The sequence below is a fragment of the Nocardiopsis lambiniae genome, assembly GCF_031845465.1.
Lineage (GTDB): Bacteria > Actinomycetota > Actinomycetes > Streptosporangiales > Streptosporangiaceae > Nocardiopsis > Nocardiopsis lambiniae.
On the sequence record NZ_JAVREP010000009.1, the window covers coordinates 100,244 to 122,053 of the forward strand.

At 70.3% G+C, this 21,810-nt stretch carries 20 protein-coding genes and 1 tRNA gene; 12 read left to right on the top strand and 9 right to left on the bottom strand.

Annotated elements, in window-relative coordinates; translation table 11 throughout:
- Window positions 1-545 precede the first annotated feature (545 nt).
- From RM479_RS15090 to RM479_RS15115, 6 genes are all read left to right on the top strand, one after another.
- Window positions 546-3,485 carry a transglycosylase domain-containing protein gene (locus RM479_RS15090; RefSeq protein ID WP_311512366.1) on the top strand — a complete coding sequence of 980 codons (2,940 nt, stop codon included), beginning with the start codon at window positions 546-548 and terminating at the stop codon, window positions 3,483-3,485.
- Between the two features lie 232 nt (window positions 3,486-3,717).
- Window positions 3,718-4,008 (top strand): 30S ribosomal protein S6, encoded by a 291-nt coding sequence (gene rpsF, locus RM479_RS15095; protein ID WP_274811139.1) that lies wholly within the window; start codon window positions 3,718-3,720, stop codon window positions 4,006-4,008.
- A gap of 125 nt (window positions 4,009-4,133) precedes the next feature.
- Complete coding sequence (locus RM479_RS15100) at window positions 4,134-4,739, top strand: single-stranded DNA-binding protein (protein WP_274811141.1); 606 nt, start codon at window positions 4,134-4,136, stop codon at window positions 4,737-4,739.
- 126 nt (window positions 4,740-4,865) lie between these two features.
- Complete coding sequence (gene rpsR, locus RM479_RS15105; protein ID WP_073381321.1) at window positions 4,866-5,102, top strand: 30S ribosomal protein S18; 237 nt, start codon at window positions 4,866-4,868, stop codon at window positions 5,100-5,102.
- Between the two features lie 28 nt (window positions 5,103-5,130).
- Window positions 5,131-5,577 (top strand): 50S ribosomal protein L9, encoded by a 447-nt coding sequence (gene rplI / locus RM479_RS15110; protein WP_311512367.1) that lies wholly within the window; start codon window positions 5,131-5,133, stop codon window positions 5,575-5,577.
- A gap of 195 nt (window positions 5,578-5,772) precedes the next feature.
- Window positions 5,773-6,588 carry a peptidoglycan recognition protein family protein gene (locus RM479_RS15115; RefSeq protein WP_311512368.1) on the top strand — a complete coding sequence of 272 codons (816 nt, stop codon included), beginning with the start codon at window positions 5,773-5,775 and terminating at the stop codon, window positions 6,586-6,588.
- A 42-nt stretch (window positions 6,589-6,630) separates the two neighbouring features.
- On the opposite strand, the gene RM479_RS15120 is transcribed toward RM479_RS15115, so the two are convergent.
- On the bottom strand, window positions 6,631-7,980 hold the full coding sequence (locus RM479_RS15120) for an MATE family efflux transporter (RefSeq protein WP_311512369.1): 1,350 nt from the start codon (window positions 7,978-7,980) through the stop codon (window positions 6,631-6,633).
- A gap of 348 nt (window positions 7,981-8,328) precedes the next feature.
- On the opposite strand from RM479_RS15120, the gene dnaB reads away from it, so the two are divergent.
- Window positions 8,329-9,684 (top strand): replicative DNA helicase, encoded by a 1,356-nt coding sequence (gene dnaB, locus RM479_RS15125; protein WP_274811145.1) that lies wholly within the window; start codon window positions 8,329-8,331, stop codon window positions 9,682-9,684.
- 270 nt (window positions 9,685-9,954) lie between these two features.
- On the opposite strand, the gene RM479_RS15130 is transcribed toward dnaB, so the two are convergent.
- From RM479_RS15130 to upp, 6 genes are all read right to left on the bottom strand, one after another.
- Window positions 9,955-11,607 carry a TlrC/CarA/OleB/SrmB family ABC-F type ribosomal protection protein gene (locus tag RM479_RS15130; RefSeq protein WP_311512370.1) on the bottom strand — a complete coding sequence of 551 codons (1,653 nt, stop codon included), beginning with the start codon at window positions 11,605-11,607 and terminating at the stop codon, window positions 9,955-9,957.
- A 607-nt stretch (window positions 11,608-12,214) separates the two neighbouring features.
- Window positions 12,215-12,445, bottom strand: a complete 231-nt coding sequence (locus RM479_RS15135) for a hypothetical protein (RefSeq protein ID WP_311512371.1) — start codon at window positions 12,443-12,445, stop codon at window positions 12,215-12,217.
- 391 nt (window positions 12,446-12,836) lie between these two features.
- Window positions 12,837-13,346, bottom strand: a complete 510-nt coding sequence (locus RM479_RS15140; protein WP_311512372.1) for a PH domain-containing protein — start codon at window positions 13,344-13,346, stop codon at window positions 12,837-12,839.
- 17 nt (window positions 13,347-13,363) lie between these two features.
- On the bottom strand, window positions 13,364-13,528 hold the full coding sequence (locus RM479_RS15145; protein ID WP_170293704.1) for a hypothetical protein: 165 nt from the start codon (window positions 13,526-13,528) through the stop codon (window positions 13,364-13,366).
- Between the two features lie 333 nt (window positions 13,529-13,861).
- Window positions 13,862-14,095, bottom strand: a complete 234-nt coding sequence (locus RM479_RS15150) for a three-helix bundle dimerization domain-containing protein (RefSeq protein WP_311512373.1) — start codon at window positions 14,093-14,095, stop codon at window positions 13,862-13,864.
- A 414-nt stretch (window positions 14,096-14,509) separates the two neighbouring features.
- A complete protein-coding gene (upp, locus tag RM479_RS15155) occupies window positions 14,510-15,163 on the bottom strand; it encodes a uracil phosphoribosyltransferase (RefSeq protein ID WP_274811154.1) in 654 nt (217 codons plus the stop codon).
- Between the two features lie 280 nt (window positions 15,164-15,443).
- Between upp and RM479_RS15160 the strand changes: the two genes are divergently transcribed.
- The 4 genes from RM479_RS15160 to RM479_RS15175 all read left to right on the top strand — a co-directional run bounded on the left by RM479_RS15160 (window position 15,444) and on the right by RM479_RS15175 (window position 17,060).
- Window positions 15,444-15,941, top strand: a complete 498-nt coding sequence (locus RM479_RS15160; protein WP_274811155.1) for a tRNA adenosine deaminase-associated protein — start codon at window positions 15,444-15,446, stop codon at window positions 15,939-15,941.
- 43 nt (window positions 15,942-15,984) lie between these two features.
- Window positions 15,985-16,461 (top strand): tRNA adenosine deaminase-associated protein, encoded by a 477-nt coding sequence (locus RM479_RS15165; protein WP_311512374.1) that lies wholly within the window; start codon window positions 15,985-15,987, stop codon window positions 16,459-16,461.
- Window positions 16,458-16,931, top strand: coding sequence for a nucleoside deaminase (locus RM479_RS15170; protein ID WP_311512375.1), 474 nt, complete (start codon window positions 16,458-16,460; stop codon window positions 16,929-16,931). Before RM479_RS15165 ends, RM479_RS15170 begins: the two co-directional genes overlap by 4 nt.
- 41 nt (window positions 16,932-16,972) lie before the next feature.
- Window positions 16,973-17,060 (top strand) — tRNA-Ser (locus RM479_RS15175).
- 78 nt (window positions 17,061-17,138) lie between these two features.
- Here the strand turns inward: RM479_RS15175 and RM479_RS15180 are convergent.
- Both RM479_RS15180 and RM479_RS15185 read right to left on the bottom strand, forming a co-directional pair.
- On the bottom strand, window positions 17,139-17,996 hold the full coding sequence (locus tag RM479_RS15180) for a LacI family DNA-binding transcriptional regulator (RefSeq protein WP_311512376.1): 858 nt from the start codon (window positions 17,994-17,996) through the stop codon (window positions 17,139-17,141).
- Complete coding sequence (locus tag RM479_RS15185; protein ID WP_311512377.1) at window positions 17,993-20,458, bottom strand: glycoside hydrolase family 2 protein; 2,466 nt, start codon at window positions 20,456-20,458, stop codon at window positions 17,993-17,995. The genes RM479_RS15180 and RM479_RS15185 overlap by 4 nt, the downstream gene beginning before the upstream one ends.
- 136 nt (window positions 20,459-20,594) lie before the next feature.
- Between RM479_RS15185 and RM479_RS15190 the strand changes: the two genes are divergently transcribed.
- On the top strand, window positions 20,595-21,809 hold the full coding sequence (locus RM479_RS15190; RefSeq protein ID WP_311512378.1) for an ROK family transcriptional regulator: 1,215 nt from the start codon (window positions 20,595-20,597) through the stop codon (window positions 21,807-21,809).
- The last annotated feature ends 1 nt before the right edge of the window (window position 21,810 follow it).

The following is a 21,810-nucleotide window of genomic DNA, read 5'->3' on the forward strand; positions in this document are numbered from 1 at the left end:
TCCCCCGTCGCGTCGCGCGCGAAATGTCACACACCCCCTCCAATCTGCGCCGACAGCGCCCCGACCTTCGGGGGTGATACCGACCGGTGTTCGGTTCCACGGCCGCGAACAGCGCGAACGGTACGAGACAGGCGGTACGTGGTGGATTGTTCCGCCGCACGCGGTACTCTCGCGCGTGGGTTGTGCTATACCGGCTCCTCGCCTTAACGTGACCTGTGATTTGCGTGTGATGGCCGGTACAGCTCCCCGAACCGCCCCCGACACGATGACATCGGCCGACGCCTACGGGGCTGAGGTCCCTGCTGGCCGAGGACCAGGAGGATGCAGCGGCCGACGTCTTCGTGACCTGTTGAAAACCTTCGCCCCGACCGGGGCGTCCTTTTATCAAGCCTTGAAGCACGGGCGACGGTGACGGGGCTCGGGCAGGGCCCCGTCCCCGTCACCGCGGAACAGGTCGCGGACCACCGATCCCCCAGGGGGACCGTCCCCCCGTTCCACCAAGGAATCGTCAGGCCGACCGGCCGCGAAAGGCAATCGAGGACCACGTGAGTACCGAACGACGACGGAGCGCCGATGACGGCCGTCGCCGGGCCGACGGCCCGGCGAACGGCCCCGGCGGCAACGGCGGGAGGCGCCGGGCCGAGGGCCCGCCGCCCCGGGAACAACGTGCCGGAGGGCGCCGATCCCCGGATGCGGAGAATGGTTTCTGGGGGGAGGAGGGCCGTCCGAGGCGTCGTCCCCCCGCCGATGACGCGCGCCCCGAGGACCGGGGCGCCCGCCGTAGGGCCGAGGGTGAGCGTCCGCGCCGCCCCGAGGGCCAGGGGCAGCGCCGCCGACCGCCCGAGGACGACCCGCGTCGCCGCGGCGAGGGCCCGCGCCGCCGGCCTCCGGCCGACGGCGAGCGACCCCGGCGCCGCCCGGAGGACGCCGAGCACGGCGCCCGTTCCGAGGGCGGCCGACGTCGGCCGCCGCAGGACGGGGCCCGCCCCGGCGGCCGTCGGCGTGCCGAGGGTGGTCCGCGCGACCCCCGCGACCGCGAGCACGGCGCCCGCTCCGAGGGCGGCCGACGCCGTGCGGCCGCGGGCGGTGGCGGACGCGGTGGGGGACGGGGCGGCGGTGGACGCCGCCGCGAGGAGGGGCCGGACGACCGCCCCTGGTGGAAGCGCTTCCTGTCCAAGGCCTGGAAGCCCGCGCTGGCGGTGTTCGGCCTGATGATCATCGGCGGTGTGGCGGCCTTCGCGCTCCTCTACGCCCAGGCTCCCGACCCCGATGATCTGGACGAGAAGGAGGACGCCACGCTGTCGGCCACCCAGATCTTCTGGGAGACCGGCGACGTCGCGGTCACCACCGGCGAGGTCCGCCGTATCGAGGTCCAGTACGAGGACATCCCGCCGCACGTCATCGACGGCATCATCGCCGCCGAGCAGCACACGTTCTTCGAGGACCCCGCGATCAGCATCATGGGCATCGGCCGTGCCCTGGTCTACCGCGGCGAGGCCGGCGGCGGCTCGACCATCACCCAGCAGATGGCCCGCAACTACTACAGCGACCTCGACGGCTACGGCACCATCGAGCGCAAGATCCGCGAGATCTTCATCTCCATCAAGCTCGGCCAGAGGATGGAGAAGGAGGAGATCCTGGAGCGCTACGTCAACACGATCTACTTCGGCCGTCAGGCCATGGGGATCGAGATGGCGGCCCGCCAGTACTTCGACAAGAGCGTGACGGAACTCGACGAGGCGGAGGCCGCCTACCTCGGCCTCGTCATCCAGATGCCGGCCAACTTCGAGAACTCCCAGCTGGGTCCCTGGACCGAAAAGTACCTCCACGAGGAGCGCTGGCCCTACATGCAGGGACAGCTGGCGGCCATGAAGGAGGAGAACGGCCGGGGGCTGCCCAAGGAGGACGCCCAGGCCCTGGAGATCCCCCCGACGACCCAGTGGGGCCCCAGCGCCGAGGGCGAGGAGTCCGAGGAGTCAGAGGAGTCCGAGGAGGAGACCGAGGACGAGTTCGACCCCAAGCCCGGCTACGTCCGCGACGCCGTCATCACCGAACTCGTCGAGCGCTACGGGCTCACCTCGGAGCAGATCGCCACCAAGGGCTACAAGGTCGAGACCTCCCTCAACCCCGACCTCATGGACGCGGCCTACTCCGCGTTCGACACCCTGCCCGGACATCCGGAGGACACCCGCAAGGGCCTGACCGCGATCAACCCCGCCACCGGCGAGATCGTGGCCTTCCGCGGCGGTTCGGACGTGGGCGTCCAGTTGAACCAGTCCCTGGTGGAGCGCACCCAGGCGGGTTCGTCGTACAAGCCCTACGTGCTCGCCGAGGCGCTCAAGCAGAACATCAGCCTCAGGACCCTGATGAACGGCGACTCGCCGCAGAACTTCGCCGGTCTGGAGAGCGAGGTCAAGAACGCCGACGGGCGAAGCCACGGGGCGGTCGACCTCGTCGAGTCCACGATGCACTCCTACAACACCCCGTACGTGCAGCTCGCCGAGAAGGTGACCCCGGTCAAGGCCGACGAGATGGCCGTCGCCGCGGGTGTGGACCCGGAGCAGATCAAGACCTCCACCCAGGGGCCGCTGATCGCCCTGGGCACCCACCAGGTCAGTGCTCTGGACCAGGCCACCGGCTACGCCACCTTCGCCGCGCAGGGTCTGCACCGCCCCGCCCACATGGTGACCAAGGTGACCAGCAAGGAGGGCACCGAGGTCCAGCCCAACGACGCGCAGGAGATCGAGACCGGGACCCGCGCCATGAGCGCCGACGTCGCCAACGACGTCACCTACGCGCTGACCGAGGTCGTCGCGAACGGCGGTGGTTCCAACGCCGCGCTGCCCGACGGTCGTCCGGTCGCCGGCAAGACCGGTACCTCCTCCGGCGCCATCTCGGCCTGGTTCGTCGGCTACGTGCCCCAGCTCTCCGTGGCCGTGGGCCTCAGCCGCGAGGACGCCAACGTCGGTCTGGAGTTCGACGGCATCGCCAACAGCGATGTGTACGGTGGCCGCACCTCGGCCACGGTGTGGAACGCGTTCATGGTCCAGGCCATCGAGATCATGGAACTGGAGCCGCAGAACTTCCCGCCGGCCGCGAACGTCGGCACGGACCAGAGCTTCGCTCCCTCGCCGAGTCCCGATCCGACGCCGTCCGAGAGCGCCTCCCCGGAGGAGCCGAGTGACGATCCCACCCCGGACGTCCCGTGCGACCCGAACGACGTCGACCCGAACAACCCCAACTGCGCCGGGTTCCCGACCGAGCCCGACTGCGAACGGTTCGACTTCGAGTGCCCGGGCGATGGCGGCGATGACGGCGGGGAGAGCCCGGGGCCGGAGGAGTGCTTCGGTCTCCCCCTGGACGACCCCTGCTGGTCCGGTGGTGACGACGAGGGTGGCGGTGGCGGCGGCGGTAACACCGGCCGTCCCGGACAGGACCAGAGTCAGAACGGCCGGGTGGTCATCCTCGGCTCGCGTGACGACTGATCCGACCGCCACATGAGAGGGGGCCGGCGCGCATCGCGCGCCGGCCCCCTCCGCGTTCTCCACAGGTGCGGCGGATCGCGGATTCCGGTCTTCGGCTGCTGGTAACCTTGGTTCCCGTATGGCTCTGAGCCCGCACCTCCCGCGCCCACGCGCGGGGACATCCCGGCGGGCTCCTGCCCTCCTGCCATGGAGATTCCATGGCCGCGACAGTCCAGAGGAGGAACGTACGCCTATGCGTCGTTACGAAATCATGGTCATCCTCGACCCGAACCTCGACGAGCGCACCGTCGCCCCGTCGCTGGAGAACTTCCTGTCCGTCGTGCGCAACGACGGCGGCTCGGTCGAGAAGGTCGACATCTGGGGCAAGCGTCGGCTCGCCTACGACATCGAAAAGAACCCCGAGGGCATCTACGCCGTGATCGACCTGACGGCCGAGCCCGCCACGGTCAAGGAGCTGGACCGCCAGCTCGGTATCGCCGAGGCCGTGCTCCGCACCAAGGTCATCCGGCCCGAGGTCCACTAGCGGCTCTCGCCCGCACCCCCTACCTCTGATCCTCGGCCTCCCCACCGTCTGTCGGTGGTGGAGCGGATGATCGGGGGAGCAGGCGAAACCGCCTGATCCGATCTATCTCGAACCGGAGCCCTTTCATGGCAGGCGAAACCCAGATCACGCTCGTCGGCAACCTCGTCGACGATCCTGAACTGCGCTTCACTCCCAGTGGAGCCGCGGTCGCCAACTTCCGCGTGGCCTCGACGCCGCGCACCTTCGACCGCGCGTCGGGGGAGTGGAAGGACGGCGAGTCCATGTTCCTCACCTGCACCGTCTGGCGGCAGTACGCGGAGAACGTCGCGGAAAGCCTCCAGCGCGGTATGCGCGTGATCGTCCAGGGGCGGCTCAAGCAGCGCTCCTACGACACCCAGCAGGGTGAGAAGCGCACCGTCTTCGAGATCGATGTCGACGAGGTCGGCCCGGCTCTGCGCAGCGCCACCGCCAAGGTGACCAAGACGCAGCGCCAGGGCGGCGGTGGCGGTTTCGGCGGGGGCGGCGGTGGCGGTTTCGGTGGCGGTCAGCCTCAGGGCGCGAGCCCGCAGGGCGGCGGCTACGGGAACCAGGGCGGTGGCTTCGGCGGCGGCCAGCCTCAGGGCGGTGGCCGCAGCGGTCCCCCCGCCGACGACCCGTGGGCGAACAACGGCGGCGGCAGCGGTGGCGGTGGCGGTTTCGGCGGCGGCTTCTCCGAAGACCCGCCGTTCTAGACCGTCCGGACCACCGGTCGCACAACGCATCACTCCGGCCCGGCGTCCCAAGGCGCCGAGTCCATGTACACACGTCCTCAGACCATCCCCGGGTGGACCCCGGGGCTCTTGCGAAGGAGCACCACGATGGCGAAGCCGGCAGCGCGCAAGCCCAAGAAGAAGGTTTGTTTCTTCTGCCAGGAGAAGCAGTCCTACATCGACTACAAGGACACCACGCTTCTCCGCAAGTTCATCTCCGAGCGCGGCAAGATCCGCGCCCGCCGCGTGACGGGTAACTGCACCCAGCACCAGCGCGACGTCGCGACCGCGATCAAGAACGCGCGCGAGGTGGCCCTGCTGCCCTACACCAGCACCGCTCGCTAGCGGGGATTCTCCGAGGGAGGTTTTTGTCATGAAGCTGATCCTGACCCACGAGGTCAACGGTCTCGGAGCCCCCGGCGATGTCGTCGAGGTGAAGAACGGTTACGGCCGCAACTACCTGCTTCCCCGCGGGTTCGCCATCCGGTGGACGCGCGGCGGCCAGAAGCAGATCGACCTGATCCAGCGCGCCCGCTCGGCGCGCGACATCCGGACCCTGGACGAGGCCAAGCAGGTCGCCGGCCGGGTCTCCGCGCTCAACGTGCGCCTCAAGCAGCGCGCCGGTGAGGGTGGCCGCCTCTTCGGTTCGGTCACGCCCGCGGACATCGCCGACGCCGTCAAGGTCGCCGGTGGTCCGGAGCTGGACAAGCGTCGTATCGAGGTCAAGAACCCGATCAAGTCGGTCGGCGCCTACAAGGTCCAGGTCCGCCTGCACCCCGAGGTCGTCGCCACGATCAATCTGGACGTCGCCGGCGTCTGATCCGGGCGTTCCGCTCGTGCCCGACGGGCCCCGTTCCTCCGCGGAGGAACGGGGCCCGTCCTGCTTTCCCGACGAGGGTGGCCAACACGCCGGGGCCCCACGAAAGCCACCCTTTGACTACTCTTTGTAACCTATCGTGTTCTCTGTGTTGATGTCGCGTGGTGCGACGCTCCGCACTGAGAGGACGACGGACCGATGAACGGACGAGCGGAGTACCCAACGGACCGCAGGACGGTCCTCAAAGGCACGGCGCTGGCGGCCGGGGGCGTACTCCTCGGCGGACTGCTGGGCCTCACCCCCGCGGACCGGGCCTGGGCCGCGGCCATGCCCAAGGTGTACACCCGGGCGGACTGGAAGGCCCGCAACCCCAGGAACCGCATCGAGGTCCGGCCGCAGGGACCCACCCACATCGTCGTGCACCACACGGCGACCGGGAACGTCTCCGACACCTCGACCTCGCACGCGGCGGCGCTGTCCCGTTCCATCCAGCGGTACCACATGGACCACAACGGGTGGAGCGACACGGGTCAACAGCTCACCATCAGCCGCGGCGGGCACATCATGGAGGGTCGCGACCGCACCCTCCGGGCGATCGCCGACGGCGGGCACGTGATCGGCGCGCACACCGCCAACCACAACTCGCACACCATCGGGATCGAGAACGAGGGCACCTACTCCACGGTGGCCCCGCCGGACGCGCTCATGCGCTCCCTGGTGGACACCTGTGTCTGGCTGTGCCTGGTGTACCGGCTGGACCCGGAGAAGGCGATCCTCGGGCACCGCGACTACAACGCGACCAACTGCCCGGGGGACGAGCTGTACGCGATGCTCCCGCAACTGCGCAAGGACGTCACGTCCCGGCTCAGGGAACAGCTCTCGCACCTCAGCCGGGTGACGGGGGTCGAACTCACCCTGGAACAGTTGCCCACCTATCCGCCCGCCCCGACCTCCGAGCGCGTGGCGACCTTCTACCACGGGCCGGCGGTGGGCGACCTCGACGATTCCCTCTGATCCGGGCGAACCCGGGATGTCCGCGTCTCCGGGACTCCGGGGTCAGGGCCTGGTCGCGCCGGTGACCAACCAGGCCCCGCCCCGGGCCCGGTGCCCCAGGGCGACCGCCCGGGCGAGGATCCATACGCCGTAGGCGCCCCACAACCCGATCAGACCCCACACGGGGGTCGTCCCCAGGGAGGGGACGACCAGGGCGAACGGCAGGAAGACCAGCATCGTCCACAGGGAGGCCCAGGCCAGGTACCGCTGATCCCCGGCGCCCATGAGCACCCCGTCCAGCACCATGGTCACCCCGCTCAGGGGTTGCAGGAGGGCCACCACGACCAGGGACGCGGTGATGAGCGCGCGCACCTCCGGATCGGAGGTGAAGGGGATCCAGGCCCAGGGCAGGATCACCAGCACCAGGACCGTGAAGGCCAGGCCCGTCATCACGCCCCACTCGACCATGCGGCGGGTGGCGTCCCTCGTCCCCTGGACGTCACCCGCGCCCAGGTACCGGCCGACGATCGACTGCCCGGCGATCGCGATCGCGTCCAGGGCGAACACCAGCAGCGCCCAGATGTTGTGGGAGACCTGGTGGGCGGCCACCGGCGCGTCGCCGAGCCGGGCCGCGACGGCCACCGTCACCAGGGCCACCACGCGCATCGAGACGCTGCGCAGGAACAGGGCGAACCCGGCCGAGGCCGAAGCGCGCAGCCCGGCGGCCGTCGGCGCGAGGGAGACCCCCGCGGCGCGGGCGCGGCGGACCATGGCCGCCACGTACCAGAACGCGCCGCCCCCCTGGGCCAGCACCGTCGCCCAGGCCGAGCCGGCCATGCCCTGGTCCAGGACCAGTACGAGGATCGCGCACAACACCGCGTTGGCCACGTAGGAGGCGACCGCGACGGCGAGCGGGGTGCGGGCGTCCTGGAGGCCGCGCAGGACGCCGGTGCCCGCCATGACGATGAGCAGGAACGGCGTGCTCAACAGGCTGATGCGCAGATAGGTCAGGGCGTGGGGGGCTACTTCCGGGGAGGCGCCGAGCAGGTCCACCATGGCCGGTCCGAGCGGCCAGCCGATCACGATCGCGGCGATACCGAGGAGGACGGCCAGCCAGAGCCCGTCGATACCGTCCCGGATGCCGCCGGGGATGTCGCCGGCGCCGAACTTGCGGGAGACCGCCGCGGTGGTGCCGTAAGCGAGGAAGACGCAGACCGCCACCAGGGTCAGCAGGACCTGGCCGGCGATGCCCAGCCCCGCCAGGGCCTCGGTGCCCAGGGTGCCGACGATCGCGGAGTCGGTCAGCAGGAACAGGGGCTCGCTGACGAGGGCGAAGAACGTGGGGATCGCGAGGGCGAAGATCTCACGGTCGTGGCGGTGCCGGAACGGCGCGGCGGAGAGCGGTCTGCGCATGACCAGGCCACGGTATCGGACAGGCGTTCCCATGGGGACGTGAAGTTATCCACAGGCCCCGAGATGCCTGTGGATAACCTGTGGAAATCGGCCCTGTGAGACATGTTGCACACCTGGGTAGCGAAGCATGTTTTCGCAGGTCAACACCGATAAGAGGGGGTGTGTGCGAAGTTATCCACAGGTTATGTGCACAACGGGTCGGAGAAACCCCTGCGGACCGGGCCGAACGGGTGCTAGAAGCCCTGTGGACGACTCCGCCCGCGGCGTCTTCGGCACCCTTCATGAGGCATCCTGGAAGGGTCGGTCCCGACCCGGGGTCGGTGGAGCACGGCCCAGGGGAGATTGTTCGTGAGCGTCGCTGAGCAGCCACCCGAAGAAGGCGGCGGATACGAGCGCACGCCCCCTCACGACATCCAGGCCGAACAGAGCGTGCTGGGGGGCATGCTCATCTCCAAGGACGCCATCACCCAGGTCGTCGAGATCATCCGCTCCGCGGACTTCTATCGTCCGGCGCATCAGATCATCTACGACGCCGTCGTCGACCTCTTCTCCCGCGGTGAGCCCGTCGACGTCATCTCCGTCAACGCCGAACTCACCAAACGCGGCGAGGTCACCCGGGTCGGTGGCGCCCTCTACCTGCACACCCTCACCGAGGCCATCCCCACCGCCGCGAACGCCGGTTACTACGCCAAGATCGTCTCCGACCGCGCCATCCTACGCCGTCTCGTCGAGGTCGGCACCCGCATCGCGCAGATCGGCTACGCCGGCGACGGCGAGGTGGACGACCTCGTCGACCACGCCCAGGCGGAGATCTACAAGGTCGCCGAGAAGCGCACCGGCGAGGACTACGTCGCCCTGGCCGACATCATGCCGGGCGCCCTGGACGAGATCGAGGCGATCTCCTCCCACGACGGCACCCTCACGGGCGTCCCCACCGGCTTCGCCGACTTCGACGCCCTCACCAACGGCCTCCACCCGGGCCAGATGATCATCATCGCCGCCCGACCCGCCGTCGGAAAATCCACGCTGGCCCTGGACTTCGCGCGGGCGGCGTCGATCAAGAACGATCTGACCTCGGTCTTCTTCAGCCTGGAGATGGGGCGCAACGAGATCGTCATGCGCCTGCTGTCGGCGGAGGCCCGGGTGCCGCTGCACACCATGCGCTCGGGTCTGATGACCGACGACGACTGGGCCCGGCTGGCCCGGCGCATGGGCGAGGTCGCCAACGCGCCGCTGTTCATCGACGACTCGCCCAACATGTCGATGATGGAGATCCGGGCCAAGTGCCGACGGCTCAAACAGCAGCACGACCTCAAGCTGGTCATCGTCGACTACCTCCAGCTGATGAGCTCTCCCGGCCGGGTGGAGAGCCGCCAGCAGGAGGTCTCGGAGATGTCCCGATCCCTCAAGCTGCTGGCCAAGGAGTTGGAGGTGCCCGTGGTGGCGCTCTCCCAGCTCAACCGCGGTCCCGAACAGCGCACCGACAAGCGCCCGCAGGTGTCGGACCTTCGCGAGTCCGGATCCATCGAACAGGACGCCGACATGGTGATCCTGCTGTACCGCGAGGACGTGCACGACAAGGAGTCGCCGCGCGCCGGCGAGGCCGACATCATCGTGGCCAAGCACCGTAACGGCCCCACCGCCGACGTCACCGTGGCCTTCCAGGGCCACTACAGCCGCTTCGTCGACATGGCGCCCGGCTAGGGCGTGTCCCGCGGACACCCGTTCCTCTCGACCTCGCGGGTGCCCGCCCGGCGGTCACGGCACGGCCCTGCCGAGGGACTTCGGGAAGACGAGGGCAGCGGCCGGGCGGAGCGGTCCCGTCGAGTCCGGGCGCGGCTTATGCTGTACCGGGTCGGTCTTTTCGGACACCGAAAGAGGGGTGTGGCGGTGTCCGACACACCCCCCTGTTTCGGTCAGTTAATTTACCGATTTATGGTCAAGCCGATTTGTCGACAAAGCGTCAGGGCGACCTCAGGCGGTGTCGGCGACGATCATTCCCCCGCGCATCTCCAGCCGCCGACCGGTGAAGCGTTCGCGCGTTCTCCGATCGTGGGTCACGATCACCAGCGCCCCCCGGTACCGGGACAGCGCCTCCTCCAGGTCCTCCACGAGACCCGGGGAGAGGTGGTTGGTCGGCTCGTCCAACAGCAGCAGGTCATAGGAGTCCGAGGTCAATCGGGCCACCTCGATGCGACGGCGCTGGCCGACCGAAAGGGACTCCACCGACCGGTCCATCTCCCGGGGCCGGAACAGGCCGAGCGCGGCCAGCTCGTCCCGGTGTTCCTCGGCCGCCCCCGGCCGACCGGCCGCATAGGCCTGGAGCACCGTCCGGCCCGGAACGATCACCCCGTCCTCCTGGCGGAGATGGCCGACCCGGCCCCTCCGGGCGACCCGACCTGAATCCGGCGCCAGCTCCCCGACCATGACCCGCAGAAGCGTGGTCTTGCCCGCCCCGTTGGGGCCGGTGACCAGCACGCGCTCGCCCGGGGCCAGGGTCAGCGCGGGAACGGCGAGCCGATGGTCGACCCGCACCCCCTCCAGCTCCACCGGGGGCACCGCCCCGTCCTCGGAGACGGCGGTCCCGAAGGACGCGGTCATCTCCAACGGGACCGGCGGCGGCGCGACGGGGTTCTCGATCAATCGCTCCGCCCGCTCCTTGGCCTGACGGATCCGGCTCATGGCGCCGTGCGCGCGCCCGCGCATCCGGAAGCCACCGTGACCGAAGGCCGCCTTGTCCACCTTGCGGGGGATGGCCTGGAGCGCCGCGACGTTGTTCTCCGCCAATCGACGCTGACGGGCCAGCTCGGCCCTCCACGCGTCGTACTCGCGGATCCACCGGGCCCGGGCCGCGGCCTTCGCGGAGAGGAAGCCGTCGTAGCCGTTGCCGTAGCGGTTCACCCGGCGCTGCTCGTGATCGACCTCCAGCACGGTCCCGGTGACCCCGGCCAGGAAGGCGCGGTCGTGGGTGACGGCGACGACCGTGCCCCGGTGGGTCCGCAGCCTCTGCTCCAGCCAGGCGACCGCGCGGTCGTCCAGGTCGTTGGTGGGTTCGTCGAGCAGGAGGAGTTCCGGGTCGGCCGCCAGCACCGCGGCCAGCGCCAGCCGAGAGCGTTCCCCTCCGGAGAGCGTGCGCAGCGGGCGACCCCGATCCAGGTTCGGCAGGCCGAGGCCGTGCAGGCCGGCGTCGACCCGCGCGTCGGCCTCGTAGCCGCCGCGTGCCTCGAACGCGGAGAGCAGGTCACCGTAGGCCGCCAGCCCCTCGGGGCCCGCGGCGCCCAGTTCCGCCTCCCGGTCCCGCAGACGGGCCTCCATCTCCCTCAGGTCCGACAGGGCGTCGTCGATGGCGTCGCCGACGGTGCCGCTCCCGACCCGTTCCAGGGTCTGGGGGAGGTGACCGATGCCGCCGGGCGCGATGACGGTCATCTCCCCGTTGTCGGGCTCCTCCTCTCCGGAGAGCAAACGCAGCAGGGTGCTCTTGCCGGAACCGTTGTCACCGATGACTCCGACGCGCTCGCCCGGCGCGATGCTCAGGCTCACCCGGTCCAGGACGGTGTGATCGCCGTAGCGTTTGACGACCTCGGTCAGGGTGACCCGGGCTGTGGAACGGACCGGGGGCGTGGGCACGGGTTTTCCTCCCCGGGTGATCTCGGTGGCGCGGGCTGCGGATCGAATTCGAGCGGTGCGCATGGTCCGCCTCCTCGGGTGCGGTGTGGCCGGTGGGTCAACGGGCCGCGGGCCGCCGGAGGGCTCGGGTCGTGTCACACGGGTGCCGGGCGGAGGGTGCTTCGGGGGCACCGACCCCGGGGCGTGGAGACGACGAAGAGGCCGTACCGGATCGACCGCGGTGGAGCGCGCCGGTGGAGCCGCGCGGGGCCGCCGGAAGGCGGTGGGGCGCGATGTGCTCGGACACGGGCGTCGGACGCGGGATCACAGGAAGAAGTACAGCCTCATGAGCAAGACGATACGTCTCGTTTCGCATCAGGTCAAGGGAGAATCCGGTGAGACGCGGATCACTCACGCTCCGAACCTGGGCTCCCTATAAGGCCATCTGAAATAGGGGTATTTCTTCAAACCGATATGTCGACACGACGACAAGACGCCTTCCGGTGCGGGGAAGGACGAAGGGCCGCCCCGCTCGGCGGGACGGCCCTTCACTCACTCTCGTGCCCGGTGTGAAAACCGAGCGCCCCCTCCGGCGTGTTCGGCGGGGGCGTACGTCGTTGACGCGCGGCTACAGCCAGCGGGCCTCGGGGCGGGTGCGCCCGGTCTCGTCGGTGACCGACACCCAGTGCATGATCGGGTGCCCGGAGGCGATGGTGTCGGCGTCCTCGCGCGGTCGGGGAACGCTCACGGCGTCCGGCGCGAGGCCGGAAAGGCGGAGGTTCTCCTCGGTGGAGCGAGTGCGTCGACGGACGTTCACGGAGCGAGTCGGGTGCGGTGCACGTTCGGTCCTGCGTGCCATGAAGCCCTCCTCGTTTCCGTATCAGATAGCACCAGTTAACCCTATGTTCACCTTTGAGTCAATTCCTTTCCGAACCTCCGCGTGTCGGCAATCTCTCTGTCCGCGACCGCGGGCAGAGAATCCCTGCTCTCCAGGGGGTTGCGGGAGGCTTCTCGCGTGGGCGCGAAGTGGCCGAAGAAGCAAAATGAACGGAAGGTGAACAGAGGGCGAATCGGCCACCCTCTCGGTGCGACCTGAGGACGGGCGGCCCGGGGAGGCGGCGAGGAGGCCGGGCGGGTGATCCGCAGGCGTGCGGAGAGGTGGGGCGCGCCCTTCGTCGGCGCACCGAACCCGGGAAAACGAGAAGCACCCGCCCAGGAGGCGGGTGCCCTATCGGATGCGCGTGGTGGGGCTACTCCTTGAAGATGAGCCCCACGACCTCCAGGTAGAGCTGCTCCGGGTACGGGATGAACGCGATCTTGCTCAAGGCCTGGTCCTGACCCGCGGACTCCATCACGAAGGTCCCGTAACCGAGGAAGCGCCCCATCAGGGTGCGTTCGAACCTCATGTCGGTGACCTTGCCCAACGGCATCATGTTCACCTGCCGGGTGATCAACCCCGTCGTCAGCAACAGGCGTGCGGAGGTGATGACGAAGTAGTCGACCGACCACTCCGCGACCTGCCACACGAACCACACCAGGACCAGCAGCCACAACCACCAGATGATGGCCAGTGCCGCCGGTGTATCGGCGAGCTGCGTGTTGCTGAGGAATCCGGCGACGATCAGGGCCCCCAGGACCGCGCCCACCGGTCCCACCAGGACCGCGGGATGCCGCCGGATGGTGACCACGTCCTGCTCGTGTGGGAGCAGGTAGCGGTTGACCGAAGCCGGGGCGCTGTTACTCGACGCTACGAGGCGCATGGCACCCGACCATCCCCCTACGGCAGCAGTGCGTTAACGAAGCGGGACATCGACTCGGCGCCGCCCATCAGCCCCCCGAGCGCACTCTGGATCACGCCCGCTGCGCTTTCGGGTTGCGTGAGCAGATAAAACGCCACGAAACCGATGAGAGCGTAGCCGCCCCATTTCTTCAACTTCGCCACGACTGACTCCCCTTGGAATCCACCTGACCCACCGACCCAGCAGCGATTGTCGCACCGGGAATCCTGCCCGTAAAGCCTGGGGTGCACCCTCGGCGTGGCGGTATGTCGGACCTTCCTCGCTTGCGGGCTGTGTCCGGTTCCGGTGCCGTTGATCGCCGAGTGGCCGGAGGTCCGAAATTCGGGCGCCTTCCAGGGCAGGTCAGGAGGTTTGGGCTGGCTTTTGTGGAGAAGTGGGGCGCATCGATCAAGGCCGAAAATCACCCTGTGTGTCGGCCCGTCCGAAAAGGGAACTCGGGTCGGGTCAGATTTCTCCGGGGTGCTGGGGGAACGGGGTCAGGCGCGTTCCGCGAAGGCCAGGGCGAGCACCTGGAGGTGCTGTCTGGCGATCCGCTCGACCAGATCCGGGGTGGCCCGGCCGGTGACCTCCTCGGCGCCGTGCCGGGCGGCGTCCACACACCGGGTCACGGTGGAATCGTGGTGAACCCCGGAGAACTCCGAGGCGAGGCGATCCACCACGGGAGCGAAGCGCGTGTCGGTGACGGTGGGGGCGGAGGTGGTCTCGGGCATCTCTCTCCTTGAGAGTTCGGGAGACTGATGGCTCAGCGTGCGCGACCGGAGGCTTTCGGTAGTCACCGTGGGGTCGCCTGAAGGCCGCGTCCGGGATGGGCGAGGGGGCGGGGGTCGGTGGACCGGGTCCTGGTGGAAGTGGTTTCGGGCCGTTGGGGTTCCTTGTTACGGGCGGCCTGGAACCATGATCACTCCTGTCGGTTACGTTCCCGTCTCGAAATGAATTCGGATAATGCGGTCTGAGGTGTCGTCCTGGTGTCCGGCCCGCCCCTCGTCCTTCCGGCTGCGACCTGGGGCGATGGCGGTCCGATGGAGGGACTGTGCCCGATTTTCGGCCATTCATTCATCCGGGCTTCAAAACAACCGAAAAAGCGCCCGACCGGAAGACCGGTCGAGCGCCAGAGAGGCCGGGGATCAGGCGCAGCCGTACAGCCGGTCGCCCGCGTCTCCCAGACCCGGAAGGATGAAGCCGTTCTCGTTGAGTCGCTCGTCCACCGCCGCCGTCACCACGCGCAGCGTCGCGCCGTGGTCGGGGGCCAGGGTTTCGGACAATTTCTCCTTCACCGCCGTCAGCCCTTCGGGGGCGGCGAGCAGACAGATCGCGGTGATGTGGTCGGCGCCCCGGTCCACCAGGAGCTTGAGCGCCGCGGCCAGGGTGCCGCCGGTGGCCAGCATCGGGTCGAGCACGTAGCACTGGCGGCCCGACAGGTCCTGCGGCAGCCGGTCGGCGTACGTGGCCGGCTGAAGGGTCTTCTCGTCCCGGGCCATGCCCAGGAAACCCACCTCGGCGGTGGGCAGCAGTCGGGTCATCCCGTCGAGCATGCCCAGACCGGCGCGCAGGATCGGCACCACCAGCGGGGTGGGGCGGCTCAACTGGGTTCCGGTGGTCTCCACCAGCGGCGTGGCGATGGTGACCTCCGTCACTCGCACGTCGCGGGTCGCCTCGTAGGCGAGCAGGGTCACCAACTCGTCGGTCAGGCGGCGGAAGGTCGGAGAGTCGGTCCGCACATCGCGCAGGGTGGTGAGTTTGTGCGCGACCAAGGGGTGATCGACGACCAGGGTTTCCAAGGTGGTCTCCGGGTGAGCTGGGACGACGGGACGGTGGCCGGGGAGCTGAGCCAGCCAGAGTCTAACCGTGGGCACCCACCCGCCGACGTGCGCTCGCGAGCCCACGGGGCGCTCACGGGAACCCCCCGTGGGAGCGCGTCCTCCCAACTCGTGAGAGCGTTGTCGGACTGAAGCGGACAAGGACCACGGTGGGCACTGAGTGATCGTTACCATGTCACTCGCACGGGCGATCCGGGGTTCCATCGTCCGGACTGATGGCACCGGCCGGGTTGGGGTGACGATGACAGTGCTCGATCATGGTGACGACTCGGGTGACTTCGCGGCCGTCGCGTTCCGGGAAGAGGAGTACTGGGAGGTCGATCTCCTCCCGGTGGCGCTGACGCACGACCTCAAGGGCCTCATCCATGCCCTGCGCCAACAACCCAGCATCAGCGGGACGATCGGTCTGGTCTCGGTCGGGGACGACTTCTTCATCATCGTCCGGGTGTACGGCGGTGAGGTGTCCCTGTTCCTCTCCGACGTGACCGCGTCCGTCGACTGGCAGGTGGCCCGGGACGTCCTGGACCACCTGGACATCGACCAGCCCGACGACGACGACCTCGATCAGGTCCTGCCCGCGGGAGACCTGTCGATCGTCGCCGATCTGGGGCTGGACGAGATGGAACTGGGCGCCTTGGCGGGCGACCTCGACCTGTACCCGGACGAGGTGCTGGCCAGCATCTCCGAACGGCTCGGATTCGCACAGTCCTTCCAGCGTGTCCTTGACGCGATGGGGTAGGGAATCCCGGGAAGCGCAGGCCGGAGAGCTAGGAGAGCACGCGGTGTCGACCTTCGCAGCCGTCTTCGCGCCCGATGGGCAGGCGTGGCGGGGAACCGAACTCGAACTCGGGGAGGTGGACGTCATCGACGACGTCATCGACCCGGCGCTCGACTTCGCCACCGACACGGGAGCCGAATCCGCCGTCATCCTCATCGAGGCCGACGACGAATGGTTCGCCGTCGTGCGGGTCGGCGAGGACGGGGAGCCCCGTGTGTACCTGTCCGACGCCCGCGCGGTGGAGGAACATCCCCTGGCCGAGGTGCTCGCCGAGACGGGGATGCTCGTGGCGGCCGGCCCGGCCGAGACCTCCCGCGGGCCCGCCCCGGGCGGGGACCCGGGACTGCTGGAGGAGTTCGGGATGCCGTCCGACGAACTGCGTTCGCTGTCCGTGGGCGGGGGAGTCCTGCCCGCCGACGTCCTGGCGGTCGTGGCCGACCGCGCCGGGTTCGGCGACCTGCTCGACGGCATGAGGCTGTGAACCACGCCCTCGACGCCGCGCTGCGCGCGGCCCTGACCGAGGGCGAGCGGGCCCTCGCCGCGGGGGACGTTCCGGTCGGCGCCGTGGTGCTGGACTCCGAGGGCGCGATCATCGGTCGCGGGCACAACGAACGCGAGGCCACCGGCGATCCGACCGGCCACGCCGAGGTCCTCGCCCTGCGGGCGGCGGCCCGAACCCGCGGCGAATGGCGGCTCTCGGGCTGCACCCTGGTCGTCACCCTGGAACCCTGCGTCATGTGCGCGGGCGCCACGGTGCTCTCCCGGGTCGACCGTCTCGTCTACGGTGCGCGCGACCCCAAGGCCGGCGCGGCGGGATCCCTGTGGGACCTGGTCCGGGACCCCCGGCTGAACCACCGGCCCGAGGTCGTCCCGCCCGACCTGGTGGGGGCCGAGGTCGCCGCCGACTGCGCCGGGCTGCTCACCCGCTTCTTCTCCGAACGGCGCGGGTAACAGGTTTTCCGCACTGGTCCACATCCGGTAGAGTTGCCCACGGTGGAGTCGCCTAGTGGCCGATGGCGCCCGCCTCGAAAGCGGGTAAGGGGCAACCCTTCGAGGGTTCAAATCCCTCCTCCACCGCCACCAGCCGCCCCCGGCACAGCCGGGGGCGGTTCTTTCATGTCCGGGCCCGTGTCGACAAAGGGCTTCGGCGACTCGCGGTCAGATCGACTCCGGGGCGGGGCCGGTGCTGCCCCGGGGGGTGAAGCGTGCGGCCGGGGACCACCGTTCGGTGATCGGTCGGCCCTCCGCCGCCTCCAGGGCGGCCTCGGCGACGGCGGTCCCGTAGCTGTGGACGTCCACGCTCATCGCGGTCAGCGTGGGGGAGGACAGTCGGCAGCGGGTGGAGTCGTCCCAGGCGACCAGGCTCACCCCGGAGGGGACGTCCACGCCCAGGGCGCGGGCTGCCGCCAGCCCGCCGACCGCCATCACGTCGTTGTCGTACAGGATCGCGGTGGGCGGCTCCGGAGCGGACAACAGGGCGGTGGTGAGCCGCTCACCCTCCTCGTGCGAGTAGTCGCCCGTCAGGATCGCCGGCGCGGGCAGCCCCGTGTCGGCGCAGGTCGAGATGAGAGCCTCGGTGCGGGCGCGGGTGTGCAGCAGTGGTTCGGGGCCGCTCACCCGGGCGATGCGGCGGTGCCCCAGGGCCCGCAGCCGGTCCACGGCCTCCCGGACGGGCGCCGCGTGGTCGGCGGACACCGCCGGGACGTCCGCTCCCGCGAGGGCGCCGGCCACCACGAACGGAAGCCCCAGGTCGCGCAGCAGCGCGGGCCGGGGGTCGTCCGCGGTCGGGTTGACCACCGCCACCGCGTCCACCACCCGGCGCCGTACCCAGCGGCGGTAGGCGGCGATCTCTTCATCGAGCGTGGAGACCAGGTGCAGCATGACCCACATGTCGTGGTCCGCCAGGCGCTCCTCGATGCCCGCGATGAACTCCATGAAGAAAGGCTCGGCGCTCAACAACCGGGGCGGTCGGGCCAGGATCAGCCCGACCGCGCCGGCGCGCTCGTGCGCGGTCATCGCTTCCCACGGGGGTGCGTGGAACCGGAGGAGCGCAGCACCGGTGCCCGGGTGAACTCCGCCGGGTCGACCTCCGCCGAGGTGCGCACCAGGAAGGTGTGCGACTCGCCCGCGAGCAGGTCCACGAGCATGTCGTCCACCTCCGCGTCCGGGGCGACCCGGTCGGCGAGCACGGACACGCCTCGGGTCAGCGAGGCCGCGCGGACCTCCACCCGGTACCCGCCGGGGACGGCCGCGGCCGTCGCGGTGAGCGACTCGGGGTCGTAGGCCAGGTGGACGTCCTCGCGGAGGGTGTGCACGAGGCGGGTGTCGTCGGTGGTCGCCACCAGCGCCTCCCGGGTGTCGTCGCCGGCCGCGAAGAGCGATCGGGCCGGTTCGTGCTCCGCCGTGGACCGGGGCGGAACGGCGATGTCGATCTGGGTACCGTCCAGTATCCCGCCCTCGAAGTGCAGCCGCTCCAGCCGCACCGTCGTCTCCCACGGTTCGTCGGTGTCGTTGATCGCGATGAGGACGAGGCGTCCGTCCCGGGGCTGGACCGTGAGCAGACGGGGCGCGTAGGCCGCCCGCAGCGCGTACCACAGGGGCTTGCGCCGCCCCTCGCCGTCGACGGCCGCCCAGGAGGTGACCGGCCAGCAGTCGTTGAGCTGCCACACGAGGGTGCCGGCGGTGCGCGGCCACCAGGAACGGAAGTGCTCGACGCCGAACGCCACGGCGCGGGCCTGGTTGAGCTGGGTGGCCCAGTGCCAGTCGGCGAAGGTGGTGGGCGTCGGCAGGTGGCCGGACAGCCCGCGGCCGAGCTTGCCGTTGCCGTCCTCGGCCTTCTGGTGGAGGAGGAAGGCGGGGGACTCCGGGGTGAGCGGCTCGTCGTGGATCCAGTCGGTGAGGGTGGACCAGGTCGGGGGTCCCTGGAAGCCGAACTCGGAGCAGAACCGGGGCACGTTGTCGCGGTAGCCGCGGTAGTCGACGCGGTTCCACACCTCCCATTCGTGCCGGGTGCCGTGCGCTTCGGCGTTGGGGTGGGACTCCTCCGGTGTGAGGCCCGGGGAGTAGGGACTGCCGTCGGAGTAGAACCGGGTGGGGTCGAGTTCGGCGACGATCCGGGGGAACAGTTCGGTGTAGTAGCGGTGGCCCCACGTGAGGTCGCCCAGCTGCTCCTTCCAGCCCCAGTCCTCGTGGCCCCACAGATTCTCGTTGCCGCCGTTCCACAGGGCGAGGGAGGCGTGCGAGGTGAGGCGGGCGACGTTCTCGCGCGCCTCGGCCTCGAACTCGCTCCACAGCGGTTCCTCCTCGGGGTAGGCCGCGCAGGCCAGGAGGAAGTCCTGCCAGACGAGGACGCCGCGCTCGTCGCAGACGTCGTAGAAGTCCTCGGTCTCGTAGATGCCGCCGCCCCACACGCGCAACATGTTCATGTGCGCGTCGACGGCCTGGTCGACGCGGTGCGCGAGGCGGTCACGGGTGATCCGGGTGAGGAAGTGGTCGTCGGGGATCCAGTTGGCGCCCTTGACGAAGATCGGCCGACCGTTGACCTCGACGGTGAAGGGCGTGCCGTGCGCGTCGGGCGCGGTGTCCACGGTGATGGTGCGGAAACCGATCCGGCGGTGCGCGCCGTCCAGGGGGGTGTCGTCGGCGGCGAGGGTGACGTCGAGGTCGTACAGGGGCTGGTCGCCGTATCCGACGGGCCACCACAGGTCGGCGTCGGCCACCTCGACGACCACGGTGCCGGTGCGGGCGCCGGCGGCGATGGTCGCGGTGGCGGTGCGGTCGGCGACCTCGGCGGTGAGGCGGAGGTCGACGTCAGGGCCGGAGCGTTCGACGTCGACGTGGACCTCGACCCGGCCGGTGCCGTCGGGGGAGACGGTGACCAGGGGACGCACCCGGGAGAGCCGGGCGGTGTTCCAGCGTTCGAGCCGCACCGGCTTCCAGATGCCGGCGGTCTGGAGGTCGGGCCCCCAGTCCCAGCCGAAGGAGCAGGCCATCTTGCGCACCATGTTGTACGGGTGGGCGTTGACGTGCGGGCGGGCACCGAGTTCGGCGCGGTTCTCCTCGGCGTACGCCAGGGCCGAACGCAGGTCCACGGTCAGTTCGTTGGTCCCGGCGCGCAGCGCGGAGCGGACGTCGAACCGGTGGGCGCGGTGCATGTTGGCGGTGGTGCCGAGCACGTGGCCGTTGAGGGTGACGGTGGCGATGGTGTCCAGGCCGTCGAAGGCCAGGTCGACGCGTTCCCCGTCGCCGGGGGCCTCGGCTTCGAAGGTGAGGGCGTAACGCCAGTCGGCGCGGTGGACCCAGGCGAGCCCGGTCTCGGACTCGTCCAGGTAGGGCTCGGGGATCAGGTCCGCGGCGAGCAGGTCGAGGTGGGTGCTCCCGGGCACCTCGGCGGGGATCTCCCGGTCCGCGATGTGCTCGGGGACGGGGCCGGCGGTGGCGGTCAGTCGCCAGCCGTCGTGCAGGGTGTGACGGTGCATCTCGCTCCTCAAGTGCGAGCAGGTGGTCTGAGGATTCTTACTTCAATGAACTAAGTAAGTCAACGGTGGGTTTCCGGAACCCCTCGGTACGCTGGGGTCGCATCGCGCGTCGGACGCGGCACAGCCGGAGGTTCTCTTGGGTCGGGCCATTCCCCACACGTCGAGCCGGGCCACGGTCCTCGACGTCATCCGGGCGGCCGGCACCATCAGCCGGGCGGGTCTGGCGAGCGCCACGGGATTGACGGCGGCGACGATCTCCAACGTCGTGCGCGGACTCCTCGCCGACGAGCTGGTGACCGAGGTCGGCCGCGCCGAGTCCACCGGTGGCAAACCCCGGGTGCTGCTGCGCCTGGTCCCCAGCTCGCGGTACGCGGTCGGCGTGCATCTGGACGCCGGCGGCACCACGTACGCGCTGACCGACCTCACCGGCGCCGTCGTCTCCCGCATGGCCCACGTCGGAACACGTGAGGAGGACCCCGAGGAGGTTCCGGCCCGCATGGTCCGCCAGGTGGACGCCCTCGTCGACGGCGCGGGTGTGGACCGCGAACGGCTCCTGGGCATCGGCCTCGTCACCGCGGCGGGCGTTCCCGCCCCGGTCTCCCTCTCGGCGCAGGACCTGGAACGGGCCACCGGGCTCTCGGTGGTCACCGGCGACGACGCGACGGCGTCGGCCCTGGGCGAGTACTGGTCGGGTGAGGCGGGCGGCGCGTCGGTCCTGGCCGCCGTGTACATGGGCGCCACCATCGGCGCGGGCGTGCTGGTCGACGGCATCCCCTACCGGGGCGCGCACGGGAACGCCGGCGACCTCGGGCACGTGTGCCTGGACGTCGACGGACCGGAGTGCCGGTGCGGGGCCAGGGGCTGTCTGGAGGCGATCGCCGGACCGGAGGCGATCGTCGCGGCGGCCCGTGCCGACGAGCGCACCGCCGGTGCGGCCGGCCTGGTCGGCCGCGAACGGTCATCGGTCGTCGGGGGGTTCACCGCGGTGGTGCGGGCGGCCCGGAGCGGGGACCCCACCGCTCGCGCCCTGGTGGACCGGTCCGCCCGGTACACGGCGGTGGCGGTGCGCACCCTCGTCGGCATCGTCGACCCGGACCTGGTGGTGCTCACCGGTGTGGGGCAGGCCGTCGCGGGCGAGACCTACCTCCCGGCCGTGCGCCGGGAGCTGGGGACGGCGTTCGCCGGCCGGGGCGGGGGACCGGTACGGGTACGGCTGTCCACCTTCGCCGACACCGCGCCGGCGATCGGGGCTGCCGCGATGGTCCTGCGGTCCCGGCTGACGCCGCTGCGCACGCCGGGGCTACGACTGCCCGACGACCTGTCCGAGTCGGGTCCCGTTCCGGTCCACTGAG